The organism is Arabiibacter massiliensis (assembly GCF_902386925.1).
GTDB classification, from domain to species: domain Bacteria; phylum Actinomycetota; class Coriobacteriia; order Coriobacteriales; family Eggerthellaceae; genus Arabiibacter; species Arabiibacter massiliensis.
Window position 1 is genome coordinate 1,141,779 of the sequence record NZ_LR698996.1, and the last position, 12,872, is coordinate 1,154,650.

The window sequence follows — 12,872 nt, forward strand, 5'->3', positions numbered from 1 at the left end:
CTTCTCGCTGGGGAACGCATCGCGTCAGAGGTCGTACACGTCGTCGCCGAGCGCGTCCACGCCCACGAACACCGGGAAGTCCACGACCTCGATGCGGCGCAGCGCCTCGGTGCCGAGGTCGGCGTACGCCACCGTCTCCGATGATGCCACGCACTTCGCCAGATACGCCGCAGCGCCGCCGCATGCCACGAAATAAACGGAACCCGTCTCGCGGCAGGCATCGCGCACCGCCTGGCTGCGGCGGCCCTTGCCCACCGTGGCGACGATGCCCGCGCGGTGCAGCGCCGGGGCGGCGAAGTCCATGCGGCTGGCCGTGGTGGGCCCGACCGCGCCGAACGGGCGGCCGGCCGCCGCGGGCGTGGGGCCCGCGTAGAAGATGGCCTGGCCGTCGAGGCCGTAGGGCAGCGCGCCGCCGGCTTGCTCGAGCTCGGCCATGAGCCGCACGTGTCCCGCGTCGCGCAGCGTGTAGAGCGGCCCCGTGAGCAGGCACGCGTCGCCGGCCCGCAGGTCGGCGAGCTGCGCGCGGTCGAGCGGCAGCGCAAGGCGGCGCCTGTCATCCTGAGCGGAGCGACCGGAGGGAGCGCCCCCTTTGTCATCCTGAGCGGAGCGACCGGAGGGAGCGCAGTCGAAGGATCCCGCGCGGGCCGTCAGGCCGTCGACGCTTTCCGTCATCGCGCGCCCCTTTCCGCCGCGAGATCGATGGTGCAGCGGCGCATGGCGGAGCATCCCATGTTGATGGCGAGCGGCAGCGCGGCGATGTGGCAGGGCGCCGTGGCCACGCGCACGGCGAGCGCCGTCGTGGCGCCGCCGAGGCCGCCGGGGCCCACGCCCGTGGCGTTCACGGCCGCGAGCAGCTCCTCCTCGAGCGCGCGCACGCGCGGGTCGGCCGCCGGCTGGTCCACCGGACGCATGAGCGCGCGCTTCGCGAGGCCCGCCACCTTGTCGAACGTGCCTCCGATGCCGACGCCCACCACGAGCGGCGGGCAGGCGTTCGCGCCCTTCTCGCGCACGCAGCGCATAAGCTCGTCCACGATACCCTGCTTGCCGGCGCCCGGCACGAGCATGGCCACACGGCTCGCGTTATCCGAGCCGCCGCCCTTCAACATGACGTGGAGCCGTGCTGCGCCCAGCTCGTCGACGGGGTGGAGGTCGCAGAACGCGGGCGTGTTGTCGTTCGTGTTCGCGCGGTCCAGAATGGCGTCGCGCACCACCGACATGCGCAGGCGCGCCTCGTCGTAGGCGCGGGCCACCGCGGCGTTTACCTCCGCGAACACGTCGCCGGCCACGAGCACGCCGGGGCCGATCTCCAAGCTGACCCACACGGTGCCGGTGTCCTGGCACAGGGGCACGCGGTCCTCGCGCGCGACGGCCGCGTTCTCCACCAGCTGCTCGAGCACGGCGCGTCCGCGCGGGCTGTCCTCGCGCGCGAGCGCCGCAGCGAGGCCCGCCTCTATGTCGGCCGGCAACTCGCACGCCAGCCTCGGGATGGCCGCGTAGACGGCGTCTGCGACCTGTGATTTCGTGACGATGGTTTCCATAAGGGAGGATTATACCGCAACCCGCCCGATCCGCCGCCCGGGATGCCGCGCCGAGGCCGCGAGAGCCCCGGCTTGCACGGAATGCACGAGATTTGCGCCTGTGCGAGCTGTTAGCCGCGGCTCACTCGCTTACGAGAAACGTCCCGCAGCGTTTCCCCAGGTCGCAAAAGCTCCGGCCGCCACCCCACCGAGTTAGTCGCAGCAAACACCTCGCACAGGCGTCGATCTTGTGCAGAGGCGAAGCGGGGCAGCGGTCACTCCGGATGGAACAGCTCCTCCACCGTGGTGCCGAGCTCGCGGGCGAGGCGCAGGGCGAGAGGCAGTGTGGGATCGTACTTGGCGTTCTCCACGGCCACGATGGTCTGGCGGCTCACGCCGCAGCGTTGGGCCAGGTCCTCCTGGCGCAGCCCCAGCGCCTTGCGCAAGCGCTTGATGTCGTTGCGCATGGTGCCGCCCGCTTACGCCGCGTACAGGGCGAAGAAGCCGGCGAAGAACGTCACCAGCGCCACGCCCAACGCGCCCACGACGATGCGCACCGTCCGGTTGGGCTCATGGTACTCGTCGTCGCCCTCCACCATGCGCCGCTTCATCGACTCCTCGGAGAAGCCCTGGACCAGCAGCACGGCGATGAGCACGAGCGTGGGCAGCATGTCCCGCGCGCCCCCCGTGGCCAGGTACAGCACCAGGTTGACGAGCGTCCATGTCGCCAGCAGCAGGACCGCGAACTTGTACCCCAGCGCCTCCGACCGCGTCCTGATCGACTTCCCCATCTCGTCCATGATCGGCTCCTTTCAGCCAAAAGTAAAGGGCTCTTGACATTTCGCAGTATGCCGCGTTTGCAGCAGGATGTCAAGAGCTCTTTACTTTTTGGTGTGCCCAGAAGCAGGGTCACGCCTCGGAAACCCTTACGCCATACCTTTTCCACCGTTTGTTCGCTTGCGCCTTGCACGCACGCGTGCCATACTGGATTTATTCAAGGTGTTCCGCCACCGATAAGCTGCGGATGGTTTATGCAAGGTGTTCCGCCACCGATAAGCTGCGGATGGTAAGCATGAGCGGTTCGAGTAGTCGAGCCGCTCATCTTTTTCTGGGGAGAGGGGACTGCTATGGGCGCGCGAGCGCAAGGGCTGAGCCGATACGCGGGGACTACTTCACCACGAAGTCGCCGGGGAGGCGCGGGGCGGTGCACGCGTACGTCACGGCCGGGCGCCCCAGCAGCAGGCACATCTGCAGCGGCTTCTCCCCCGTTTCGAGGAACGTGCGCACGGCGGGCAGCTCCTCGGAGGCGCGGCAGAGGTAGCCGTTGAACAGGACGCCCAGGCCAAGCGTCGCGGCCATGAGCTCCATGTTCTGGGCGGCCAGCCCCGCATCGTCGGCGCGTTCGGCGGCCACGTACACGACGGCCGGCGCGTCGCGGAACAGGAAGTCCCGCTTCCCCGCCCGCGCGTCGCGCAGAAACGGCTTGTAGAGCTTCGCCCAGCGCGGCTTCTCGTCGGCCGGCAGCGCGAGCAGCTCCTCGATGCCGTCCCACACGAGGCGCTTGAGCTCGGCGAGGCCGTCCTGCACCACGATGAAGCGGCACCCTTGCGCGTTCTTCGCCGTGGCGGTGTAGCGCCCCGCCTGCAGCACGAACTCTAGCTCCGCGCAGCTCACCGGCTCGGCCCGGAACGACCGCACGCTGCGCCGCGACTTGACGGCGCGCAGAAGCGCCGCCGCATCCAGCGTCTCGCTCGCCGGCACCGCATCCTCTACGTCGGCCATATCGTAGCCGGGGATGGACACCGCCGAGGTCGGGCACACGGCCACGCAATGCCCGCACAGGATGCAGCGGCCGCGCACGCGCGCGAGGCCCTCCTCCACCCGCAGGTTGTCGCCCACGCAGTCGGCCGCGCACCTGCCGCACCCGATGCAGAGGTCCTCGTCTATCTCGATCGGCGCGCTCACGGGCTATTTCCCCGCACAGTCCTTCACGGCCTGCGCCACCGCCTCGGCGGCACGCGGGTCGAAGGGCTCGGGCATGATGAAGTCCTCGGACAGCTCCTCGTCGGACACGAGGGCGGCCAGCGCCTCGGCGGCGGCAAGCTTCATCTCCTCGGTGATGCGCGTGGCGCGGGCCTCCAGGGCGCCCTTGAAGATGCCGGGGAACGCCACCACGTTGTTCACCTGGTTCGGGAAGTCGGAGCGCCCGGTGCCCACCACGCGCGCGCCGGCGGCCTTGGCCACGTCCGGGTAGACCTCCGGCACGGGGTTCGAGAGCGCGAACAGGATGGCGTCGTCGTTCATGGAGGCCACCATGGGCCCGTCCACCACGCCCGGCGCGCTCACGCCCACGAAGATGTCGGCGCCTGCAAGCGCATCGGCGAGCGAGCCCTCCACGTCGTCGAGGTTCGTCACCTCCAGCATGGCGCGCTTCACGTCGTTCAGGCGCGTGGAATGCGAGCTCACGATGCCGGCGCTGTCCACCAGCATGATATGCTTGAACCCGTAGCTCAGCATCAGCTTCGTGATGGCGATGCCCGCGGCTCCGGAGCCGTTCACCACCACGCGGCAGTTCTCCTTGCGCTTGCCGACGATCCGCAGCGCGTTGATGATGCCCGCCAGCACCACGATGGCGGTGCCGTGCTGGTCGTCGTGGAACACGGGGATGTCGAGCGCCTCGATGAGGCGGCGCTCCACCTCGAAGCAGCGCGGGGCCGAGATGTCCTCCAGGTTGATGCCGCCGAACGACGGCGCCAGGCGCGCCACCGTCTCAACGATCTCGTCCACGTCCTGCGTGTCCAGGCAGATGGGCACCGCATTCACGTCGCCGAATGTCTTGAACAGCGCCGCCTTGCCCTCCATCACCGGCATGGCTGCCATGGGGCCGATGTTGCCCAGGCCCAGCACCGCGCTGCCGTCGCTCACCACGGCCACGGTGTTCGCCTTCATGGTGTAGCGGTAGGCGTCGTCGGGGTTCTCGGCTATCTTGCGGCACGGCTCGGCCACGCCCGGCGTGTACGCCAGCGCCAGGTCCTCGCGCGTGGCGATGCGCATCTTGGGAACCGTGTCCAGCTTGCCCTGCCACTCCTCGTGCACCCGCAGCGCCTCTTCGCTCACATCCATGTTCTCTCCCATCAGCTTACCGGTACGTGTTTGCAATTATATACCCGTCGCGCCGCCTGCCGCGTTCGGGCCGCCGCGGGGCCGCTACTTCGCGGCCGGCTTCTTCGCGGGGGCCTTGCGCTTGGCGGCAGGCTTCTTGGCGGGGGCCTTCCTCGCGCCGCCCTTCCCCGCCGCGGCCTTCTTCTCGTCGTCCTGCTCCTTGCCGGGGCAGTCGAAGTTGGGGCAGAGCTTCCACGGGCCGCGCGCGGTGGTCACGATCACCATCGGCGCGCCGCAGTGCTCGCATACCTCGCCGGTGGCCTGGAGCGCGCCGTACTGCGGCAGCGGGTAGCCTACCCCGCACTCGTCGTAGTTCTCGCAATGGATGAAGCGCTTGAGCGTGCGCGGGTTCTTCTGCGCCACGAGGTTCGCGTGCTTGCCGGCGGCCTTGCACACGGGGCACTCGCCCACGATCACGTCGGGCTCCTTGTTCGTGGAGCAGTTCGGGTCGATGCAGATGGTGCGCGGTTTGCTGCGGAAGGCCGTCACCTTCACCTGGGGCATGCCGCAGGTCGGACACGGCTCGGGGACGGCCTCCACCTTGCCCTTGGGCAGCGGGAACGTCACATCGCAGTCGGGCCAGCCGGCGCAGCCGATGAACATGCCGCGCGTCTTCTGGCTCGCGCGCAGCTGCAGGTCACGGCCGCACTTGGGGCACGGGCCCACGTAGGCGTCGGCGGCCACGGCGTCGGCGAGCGCGTCCTTCACCTCTTCGGAGTGCGGCAGCAGGCTCGCCAACTGGTCGGCCAAGAGGTTGCGGCTCGTGGTGACCACGTCGAGCTTGGTCTTCTGGCCCTCGGCGATGTTGTCCATCTCCTCCTCGAGCTCGGCCGTCATCTCGGGGTGCGTGATGTGCGGCGCGAACTTGTCAAGCGCGTCGCACACGGCCATGCCCAGCTGGCTCGGTTCGATGGGGTCGTTCTGGATGTACTTCACCGTGTAGAGGCGCTCGATGATGGAGTGACGCGTGGACTTCGTGCCCAGGCCCAGCTTCTCCATCTCCTGGATGAGCTTGCCTTGGCTGTAGCGCGCGGGCGGCTCGGTCTGCTTCTTCGTGCAGGTGGCGCCGCTAAAGGCGATGCGCTCGCCCTCCGCGAGAACCGGCAGCTGCTCGTCCTTCTTCAGGCCGTAGGGGTAGATGGCGCGAAAGCCCGGCTTGACCAGCACGTCGCCCTTCGCCACGAACGGCTCGCCGTTCACGTCGAGCGACACCTTCGTGCCCTCCACCACGGCCGCCTCGGAGAGCGTGGCCAGGAAGCGCCGCGCGATGAGGTTGTACAGCTTGTAGTCGGCGGGCGCGAGGTCATCGGGCGTGGCCTTGGCCGTGGGGTAGATGGGCGGGTGGTCCGTCGTCTCCTTCTTGCCGCGCGTGGCCTTGAGCTCGCCTTTCGCCAGGAGCTCCTTGCAGTAGGGCGCGTAGGCGGGGTTGCCGGAGATGGCGCGCACGGTCTCGGCGAGGTCGAGCGAGCTCGGGTACACCGTGTTGTCCACGCGGGGGTACGAGATGTAGCCGTCCATGTAGAGGCTCTCGGCGATGCGCATGGTGCGCGCGGGGCTGATGCCCTCGGCGGACGCGGCGGCCATGAGCGAGGTGGTGTTGAAGGGTGCTGGCGGCTGGACCGTGCGCTTCTTCTTCTCGACGGCCGACACGGTGGCGGACGTCGCGCCTTCCACGTGCGCCATCACCGCGTTCGCCTCGGCCTCGCTCTTGAAGCGGGCCGTGGCATGCGGGGCCTCGAAGGCGTCGGGGTCGGTGCCGAACGCGCCGCGGATCACCCAGTAGTCCTCGGGCACGAACGCCAGCCGCTCGCGCTCCTTCGCCACGATGAGGGCGAGCGTGGGCGTCTGCACGCGGCCCGACGAGCGCACGTTGCCGTAGCCGGCGAACTTCACGAGCGTGAGGTAGCGCGTGAGCACCGCGCCCCAGATGAGGTCGATGTCCTGGCGCGAGGCGCCGGCGGAGGCCAGGTTCACGTCCAGCTCCACCAGGTTGTCGAAGGCGTGGGTGATCTCCTCCTTCGTGAATGCCGAGTACCGCGCGCGCTGCACAGGCGCCGTGGGGTTCACCTCCTGGATGCAGGAGAGCGCGTCGCTTCCGATGAGCTCGCCCTCGCGGTCGAAGTCGGTGGCGATGATGATGGAGTCGGCCTTCTTCGCCAGGTTCTTGAGCGAGCGGATGATCTCCTTCTCCTTGGGCAGCTTCTTGATGGGCGCGTACACGAGGTAGGGCAGCGCGTCCATCTTCCAGGCCTTGAGCTCGACGCCGTCCTCGGTGAAGGGCTTCTTCTTCTTGAAGGGGGGCTTGGGCAGCGTCGCGGGCAGCTCCGCAGGGAACGTCTCGCCCTCCTCGGTGACGCCCTGCCAGCCGCCGCGCTTCTTGTACACCATGGTCGGGGTGAAGTCGGGCTCCAGGATGTGGCCACGCAGGCCGATGGTCACCCATTCCTCGCCGTCCACGTCGAAGCGGTACACCGGCGTGGAATACACTTTGTCGGCCTTGGGCCGCTTCACGCCGAGCAAGTCGGCAATCTTTTGAGCCGCGTCGTTCTTCTCGGTTACCACCAGCTTCACGCGGTTCCTCCTCTTCTTCGGGCCGCCTCCCGCGGCCTGATCGCGTTCACACGATGCCCCATTCGTTTATTAACGTGTGCGGGGATGGCGCGCCTGTGCGCGCAGCAGACGCTAGCATACACGATTTGCGGCGCTTGCGGCGAAAATTACGCATCTTGAAGCGGTTGCGGAACCTGCGAGGCGTGGCGGCGCGTCACACGAAGCTGATGCGCAGCTTCTTGCCGAGGCCCCGGGCCACCTGCTGCAGCGTCTTGAGCGTGGGGTTCGCATTGCCGGACTCCAGGCGAGCGAACGCGCTCTGCCGCATGCCGCAGCGCTCGGCCAGCTCGCGCTGGGTGAGGTTCTGCTCCGCGCGCGCCACCGTGATGGCGCTGATGATGTCGTACATCGGCTCCAGGCGCTCGTACTCGGCAGCGAACTCCGGGTCCTTCATATGCTCTTGGAGGCTCCTGTCCAGATCATCCATTGCCAAACCTCTCCTCCCAATCGGCTTTGTAGGCGAGCGCCCGCGAAAGCTCCCTGCGGGGCGTCTTCTGCGTCTTCTTCACGAACCCGTTCGTCACGACGATCCGCCTGCCCGAGAAGAAGAAGTAGAACGACCGCGCGATGTCGTCGCCCTGCCTGCTGCGCAACTCGAACAACCCGTTCCCCATACGCTTCGATTGCGGCTCGCGCAACCTATGGGCCTCCTCGCGCAAGGAGCCGAGGTCGCGGTGCACCTTCGCGTTCAGCTTCGGGGGAAGCGATTCGAGGAACTCGTCCATGGGCGCGCGCCCGCTCGGCTTCCGGTAGAAAACCACCTCGAACCCTTCCATGTCGCCCCCTTCTGCGGGGCCATTCCAGTTTATAACATTTATGTTATATCGTCAAGAATCCCGCCCCACCAGGATAGCAACGCGATCCAGCGCGGAGATGGCGCGCATGGCGTCGATTCGCCGCATGGATCCAACGCGCTTCCATCGCGGCTCCAGCGCGGATCAAGCGGATATCCGACGTGGATCAAGCAGGAATCCAGCGCGGATCAAGCGGATTCCCAGCACTCGAGATCAGAGCCCTGCGCTTGCCGCCGCCCACAGGCACTTCCGAAGATCGGATGGTGATTTCGTAACCGCCCGTTGAAGATGTCGGGGGCGTTTTGTGAATCGGCGCGAACTCGGGTAGGCTGTAGGGAGGGGGATGCCGCCGAACCGTCCCACCAACGCTTCCGCCTCGCACCATCGACGCACTCACGGCGGCTTCCTGCCGATCGGTCCGAACCTGAAAGGAGAGGCCCTCATCATGAAGAAGATCATCGGAGTGCTCCTCGGGCTCGTCGCCCTCGTCATCGTCGGCGTCGTGGGCGTGTTCGCCCTGTCGGGCCCCAACGCCGCGCCCGGCCCCGTCTCGGATGCGGCCAACGAGGCCAAGGCCGCCGTGACCAACGCGGCGCTCGACGCGAGCGGCGTCAAAGACCAGGTGAAGAACGCCATCGACGCGAATCGCGACAGCATCGCCGCCGCCACCGGGCTCACCGACGAGCAGCTGGACGCCGCCATCGCCGACCTTGACATCGACAGCTGGCAGGCCGCCCCGCTGCCCGCGGACGCCAAGGCTGCGGGCACCGTCGAAGGCGCCTACGCCGGAATCGAGGGGACCATCACCACCTACGACGACCCCGGCTACGTCACGATAGAGGCTTACGGGCAGACCGTGACCCTCGAAGTACCCGAAAGCGCCCAGCAGTACCTCCCCTTCCTGGCCTACGCGCAGTAAGGCGAGATGAGAGAGGAGGGGGGGGGTTACCCGTCCCTTTGTCACCCCGTCCCTCCCTACGACGTGCGGGCCTCCTTCAGCTTCCGCTGGTAGGCGCGGACTATCTGGGAGAGCGTGAAGCACACGACGAAGTAGACGGCGGCCATGATGCCGAAGATGGCGAAGATCTGCGCGGTCGAGTTGTAGCTGTTCATGAGGATCATGCCGCGGCCCATGAGCTCCTGCAGCGCCATGGCGCCCCAGAGGTAGCTCGTGTCCTTGATGGTGGTCACGAACTGCGACAGCAGCGCCGGCACCATGTTGCGCAGCGCCTGCGGCAGGATGATGAGCAGGTAGGTCTGCACCGTGGAGAAGCCCTGCGAGCGAGCTGCCTCGTATTGGCCGTGCGGCACGCTGGCCAAACCTCCGCGCACGATCTCGGCGACGCTCGCGCTCGTGAACAGCGTGAACGCGAGCACGGCCGCCCCGATGGGCGGCAGCTGCGCCACGAAGAACGTGAACATGATCCACAGCAGCAAGGGCGTGTTCTTGAACACCTCGATGTAGGCCGTCGCGATGCCCCGCAGCGCGCGGACGTTCGACGTGCGCATGACCGAGATCACGGTGCCCAGCACGATGGAGCATGCGATGGCGAGCGCGCTGATGAGCAGCGTCATCCCGAGGCCCTGCAAGAGGAACCTCATGTTAACCCAGGTGAAGAGCGCGGCTATGTCGTTCATCGGTCCTCCTCCCGCCCCAGCTCGGCATCGTCGGCGGCGATGCGGCCGGCCTCGTCGGCCCCTTGGTCCAGCTTGACGTCGTCGGGCTCGGGAGTCTCGGGGCCGCCCGTCGCGACGCCGGCCTCCGCCGCGCGACGGCGCGCGGCCCGCTGCTGCCGCGCGACCGCATCCTCGGATTCGGCGTCGAAATCGGCTTCGTCGCGCGGGATGCGCACGTGGGCCAGGCGCTCGGCCGCGCCGCCGATCTCGCCGGGGACGGAAAGGTTGTCCAAAAAAGCGTCCTCGCCGAGGCGCGCCTCCACGCGACGGCGCACGTCGCGCGTGATGCGGTCGCTCGTGGCCGTCTCGGCGCGCGAGGCCAGCGCCTCGTCGGCCTCGGCCGACCTGCGATGGCCCTTCGACCTCAAGTCGCGCGCGCCCTCCGCGGCCGCGTCGAGCGTGGCCGGCATCGCCGCGCCCTCGGCGTCCACCGGCCCCTCCAGCCCGCGGCGGGCGGCCACGCGGCGCTCCAGCTTGCGATGCGCCTTCACGCGGCCCGACTTCGTGCGCATGGCGCGCGCGGCGCCGGCCTCGTCGCCGCCGCATTCCTCGGCGATCTCCTGGGCTATCTCGCGGCCTATCTCGTCGGCGATCTCGGCTGCCTGCCGCCCGGTGAACGCCTGCTCCAAGGGCCCGCGTCCGGCGGCGTCGGCCTCCTCGCCCAGCACGTGCAGCGGGTGGCGCGGCGAGGGCGCCTGCCGGGCCGGCGCGATGTCAACCGTGTCGAGCATGGTGTCCACGCCCGCGGCCATGGTGGCGGCCGCCGCGCGCCCGGTGATGTCGTGCGTGCCCGGCGTGACCTCCATGGCGTCCTCGCCCAAAGCCTCGCTCGCGTCGCCCGTGGCCAGGTGCCGGTGCGCGCGGGTGCGGCGCTCCAGGTAGAGCGCCAGACGCGACAGCGGGAAGCAGATGGCGAAGTACAGCAGCGCCGCCACCACGTACACGGGCCCGTAGTAGCTGGTGGAGCCCGCGAACGAGTTCGAGAAGTACATGAGCTCGCCGCCCGCGATGAGCGCGAGCACCGACGTGTTCTTCACGAGGTTCGCCGCCTGCACGGCCAGAGGCGGCATGATGATGCGGAACGCCTGCGGCAGGATGATGAGGAACATGGCCTGCCAGTACGAGAAGCCCTGGCTCTTCGCCGCCTCGAACTGACCGCGGTGGATGGACCCGATGCCGCTGCGCACCACCTCCGAGATGTAGCCGCCGTGGTAGATGCCGATGGCCAGCACGCCTATCCAGAACGCCGCGAGCGAGAGCCCCAGCAGCGGGAAGATGGCGTAGAACACGAACACCTGCAGAAGCAGCGGCACGTTCTGCACCACCTCCACGTACACGCGGGTGACCCAGCGCAGCACCGGGATGCGCGACACCGACAGCACGCCGAACAGGATGCCGAGCGCAAGCGCGATGACCAGGGCGAGCGCGGAGATGCCCACCGTGGTGCCGAATGCGGCCAGGATATCGGGCCAGCGCTGGAAGAGCGCCTCCCACTTGTAGGGTGCGAAGATCTCAAGCATCGCCGCCACCCGCTTCCGGCTTCTCGGTGGCCAGGCCCCAGCGCTCGTAGAGCGCATCCAGCGTGCCGTCGTCGGCCATGGCGCCGATGGCTGCGTCGATCTGGGCGGCCAGCTCCACGTTGGACTTCTTCGTGGCCACGCCGTACTCCTGCGGCGCGAACTGCGTATCGAGCAGCATAGTGGAGCCGTCAACGTAGCCGTTCAGGATGGAGCGGTCCACCGAGAACGCGTCCACCCGGCCCGTGACCAGCGCTATCTTGATCTCCGGGTACGTGGAGTACTCGGCGAAGCTCATGGAGATGCCTATCTCGTCGCCCGCGGCGGTCAACTTGTCGCGCGTGGTGGCCGACAGCGCCACGCCCACGGTCTTGCCGTCCAAGTCGCGCAGGTCGGCGATGCCCGAGGACTTCTTCACCAGCACGCCGATGTGGTCGGTGTAGTAGGGCCGCGAGAAGTTGTAGCTCTTCTTGCGCGCCTCGGTGATGGTGAACGTGGCCAGCGTGGCGTCGAGGGTGTTGTTGTCGAGCATCGCGCCGCGCGTGGTGACGTTCACGCCCGTCACCTTGAGCGCGTCGGGGCTGCCCTTGATGCGTTTGGCCAGCTCGCGGGCGATGTCCACCTCCATGCCTTCGATGTTGCCCGTCTCGGGGTTCTGGAAGCCGAAGCCCGGCACGTCGATCTTCGTGCCCACGCGCAGCACGTCGGGGTTCGCCACGCAGCCGGCGAGGCCCCCGAGGGCGAGCGTCGCAGCGGCCAGCGCCGACGTGCGGATGAATGTCCGTCTCGATATCATGGCGCGCCCCTAAAGTATCTTCGAGAGGAAGCTCTTGACGCGGGCGTTGTCCGTCTCGTCGAACAGGTAGTGCGGCGTGCCCTGGTCCACCACCAGGCCGTTTTCCATGAACACCACCTTGTCGGCCGCCTCGCGGGCAAGGCCCATCTCGTGGGTGACCATGACGATGGTCATGTTGGTTTCCGCGAGCGACTTGATGACGTCGAGCACCTCCTGCACCATCTCGGGGTCGAGCGCGCTCGTGGGCTCGTCGAGGAGCATGATCTTGGGATGCATGTTGAGCGCGCGGGCGATGGCCACGCGCTGCTGCTGGCCGCCGGAGAGCTGGTCGGGGTACTTGTCCACCTTGTCGGAGAGGCCCACGCGCTCAAGGTAGGCCCGCCCGTCGCGTTCAGCCTGATCGCGCGGCACCTTGAGCACCTTGATGGGCGCGAGCGTCACGTTCTGCAGCACCGTCTTGTGCGGATAGAGGTTGTAGCTCTGGAATACCATGGCCACGTCGCGGGCGAGCGCGCGGGCGTTCACCTTGCGGTCGGAAAGGTCCATGCCGTCCACCACGATGCGGCCGGCGTCCGGCATCTCGAGCCCGTTGATGCAGCGGATGAGCACGCTCTTGCCCGAGCCCGACGGTCCGATGACCACGACCTTCTCACCCTCGGCAACCTCAAGCGACACGCCCTTGAGCGCCTCCACGGTGCCGAAGCTCTTATAGATATTGGATACCGAGATAGCGTCTGCCACGTCGATGAACCTCCCGTATTCGATGGCGAGTGCATCGGCCAGTCTAGCACGCACGCCA

At 68.0% G+C, this 12,872-nt stretch carries 14 protein-coding genes; 1 reads left to right on the forward strand and 13 read right to left on the reverse strand.

Annotated features, from left to right (window positions below; translation table 11 throughout):
• Positions 1-24 precede the first annotated feature (24 nt).
• From FX134_RS04975 to FX134_RS05015, 9 genes are all read right to left on the reverse strand, one after another.
• Positions 25-672: a FumA C-terminus/TtdB family hydratase beta subunit gene (locus tag FX134_RS04975; protein ID WP_080798495.1), complete on the reverse strand. Its 648-nt coding sequence runs from the start codon at positions 670-672 to the stop codon at positions 25-27.
• Entirely contained in the window at positions 669-1,538 is an 870-nt protein-coding gene (locus FX134_RS04980; RefSeq protein WP_080798500.1) for a fumarate hydratase, read from the reverse strand. The genes FX134_RS04975 and FX134_RS04980 overlap by 4 nt, the downstream gene beginning before the upstream one ends.
• A gap of 254 nt (positions 1,539-1,792) precedes the next feature.
• A complete protein-coding gene (locus tag FX134_RS04985) occupies positions 1,793-1,984 on the reverse strand; it encodes a helix-turn-helix transcriptional regulator (protein WP_080798504.1) in 192 nt (63 codons plus the stop codon).
• Positions 1,985-1,996: 12 nt separating this feature from the next.
• Complete coding sequence (locus tag FX134_RS04990) at positions 1,997-2,317, reverse strand: hypothetical protein (RefSeq protein WP_080798507.1); 321 nt, start codon at positions 2,315-2,317, stop codon at positions 1,997-1,999.
• Positions 2,318-2,684: 367 nt separating this feature from the next.
• Positions 2,685-3,482, reverse strand: a complete 798-nt coding sequence (locus FX134_RS04995; RefSeq protein ID WP_087881534.1) for a nitroreductase family protein — start codon at positions 3,480-3,482, stop codon at positions 2,685-2,687.
• Between the two features lie 3 nt (positions 3,483-3,485).
• Entirely contained in the window at positions 3,486-4,640 is a 1,155-nt protein-coding gene (locus FX134_RS05000; protein WP_080798509.1) for an NAD(P)-dependent malic enzyme, read from the reverse strand.
• A gap of 84 nt (positions 4,641-4,724) precedes the next feature.
• A complete protein-coding gene (locus tag FX134_RS05005; RefSeq protein ID WP_080798512.1) occupies positions 4,725-7,250 on the reverse strand; it encodes a DNA topoisomerase I in 2,526 nt (841 codons plus the stop codon).
• A 193-nt stretch (positions 7,251-7,443) separates the two neighbouring features.
• On the reverse strand, positions 7,444-7,716 hold the full coding sequence (locus FX134_RS05010) for a helix-turn-helix domain-containing protein (RefSeq protein ID WP_080798515.1): 273 nt from the start codon (positions 7,714-7,716) through the stop codon (positions 7,444-7,446).
• The gene (locus FX134_RS05015; RefSeq protein WP_080798517.1) at positions 7,709-8,065 is read right to left on the reverse strand and encodes a type II toxin-antitoxin system RelE/ParE family toxin; all 357 of its coding nucleotides are present in this window, start codon (positions 8,063-8,065) and stop codon (positions 7,709-7,711) included. Before FX134_RS05015 ends, FX134_RS05010 begins: the two co-directional genes overlap by 8 nt.
• A gap of 463 nt (positions 8,066-8,528) precedes the next feature.
• Between FX134_RS05015 and FX134_RS05020 the strand changes: the two genes are divergently transcribed.
• Complete coding sequence (locus FX134_RS05020) at positions 8,529-9,002, forward strand: hypothetical protein (protein ID WP_080798521.1); 474 nt, start codon at positions 8,529-8,531, stop codon at positions 9,000-9,002.
• A gap of 56 nt (positions 9,003-9,058) precedes the next feature.
• On the opposite strand, the gene FX134_RS05025 is transcribed toward FX134_RS05020, so the two are convergent.
• Genes FX134_RS05025 through FX134_RS05040 form a run of 4 tightly spaced genes read right to left on the reverse strand, consistent with a single transcriptional unit; the run spans position 9,059 to position 12,814 of the window.
• A complete protein-coding gene (locus FX134_RS05025) occupies positions 9,059-9,721 on the reverse strand; it encodes an amino acid ABC transporter permease (protein WP_080798525.1) in 663 nt (220 codons plus the stop codon).
• Positions 9,718-11,280 carry an amino acid ABC transporter permease gene (locus tag FX134_RS05030; protein WP_080803768.1) on the reverse strand — a complete coding sequence of 521 codons (1,563 nt, stop codon included), beginning with the start codon at positions 11,278-11,280 and terminating at the stop codon, positions 9,718-9,720. The genes FX134_RS05025 and FX134_RS05030 overlap by 4 nt, the downstream gene beginning before the upstream one ends.
• Positions 11,273-12,073: a transporter substrate-binding domain-containing protein gene (locus FX134_RS05035; protein ID WP_080798528.1), complete on the reverse strand. Its 801-nt coding sequence runs from the start codon at positions 12,071-12,073 to the stop codon at positions 11,273-11,275. Before FX134_RS05035 ends, FX134_RS05030 begins: the two co-directional genes overlap by 8 nt.
• Positions 12,074-12,082: 9 nt before the next feature.
• A complete protein-coding gene (locus FX134_RS05040) occupies positions 12,083-12,814 on the reverse strand; it encodes an amino acid ABC transporter ATP-binding protein (protein WP_080803773.1) in 732 nt (243 codons plus the stop codon).
• Positions 12,815-12,872 lie beyond the last annotated feature (58 nt).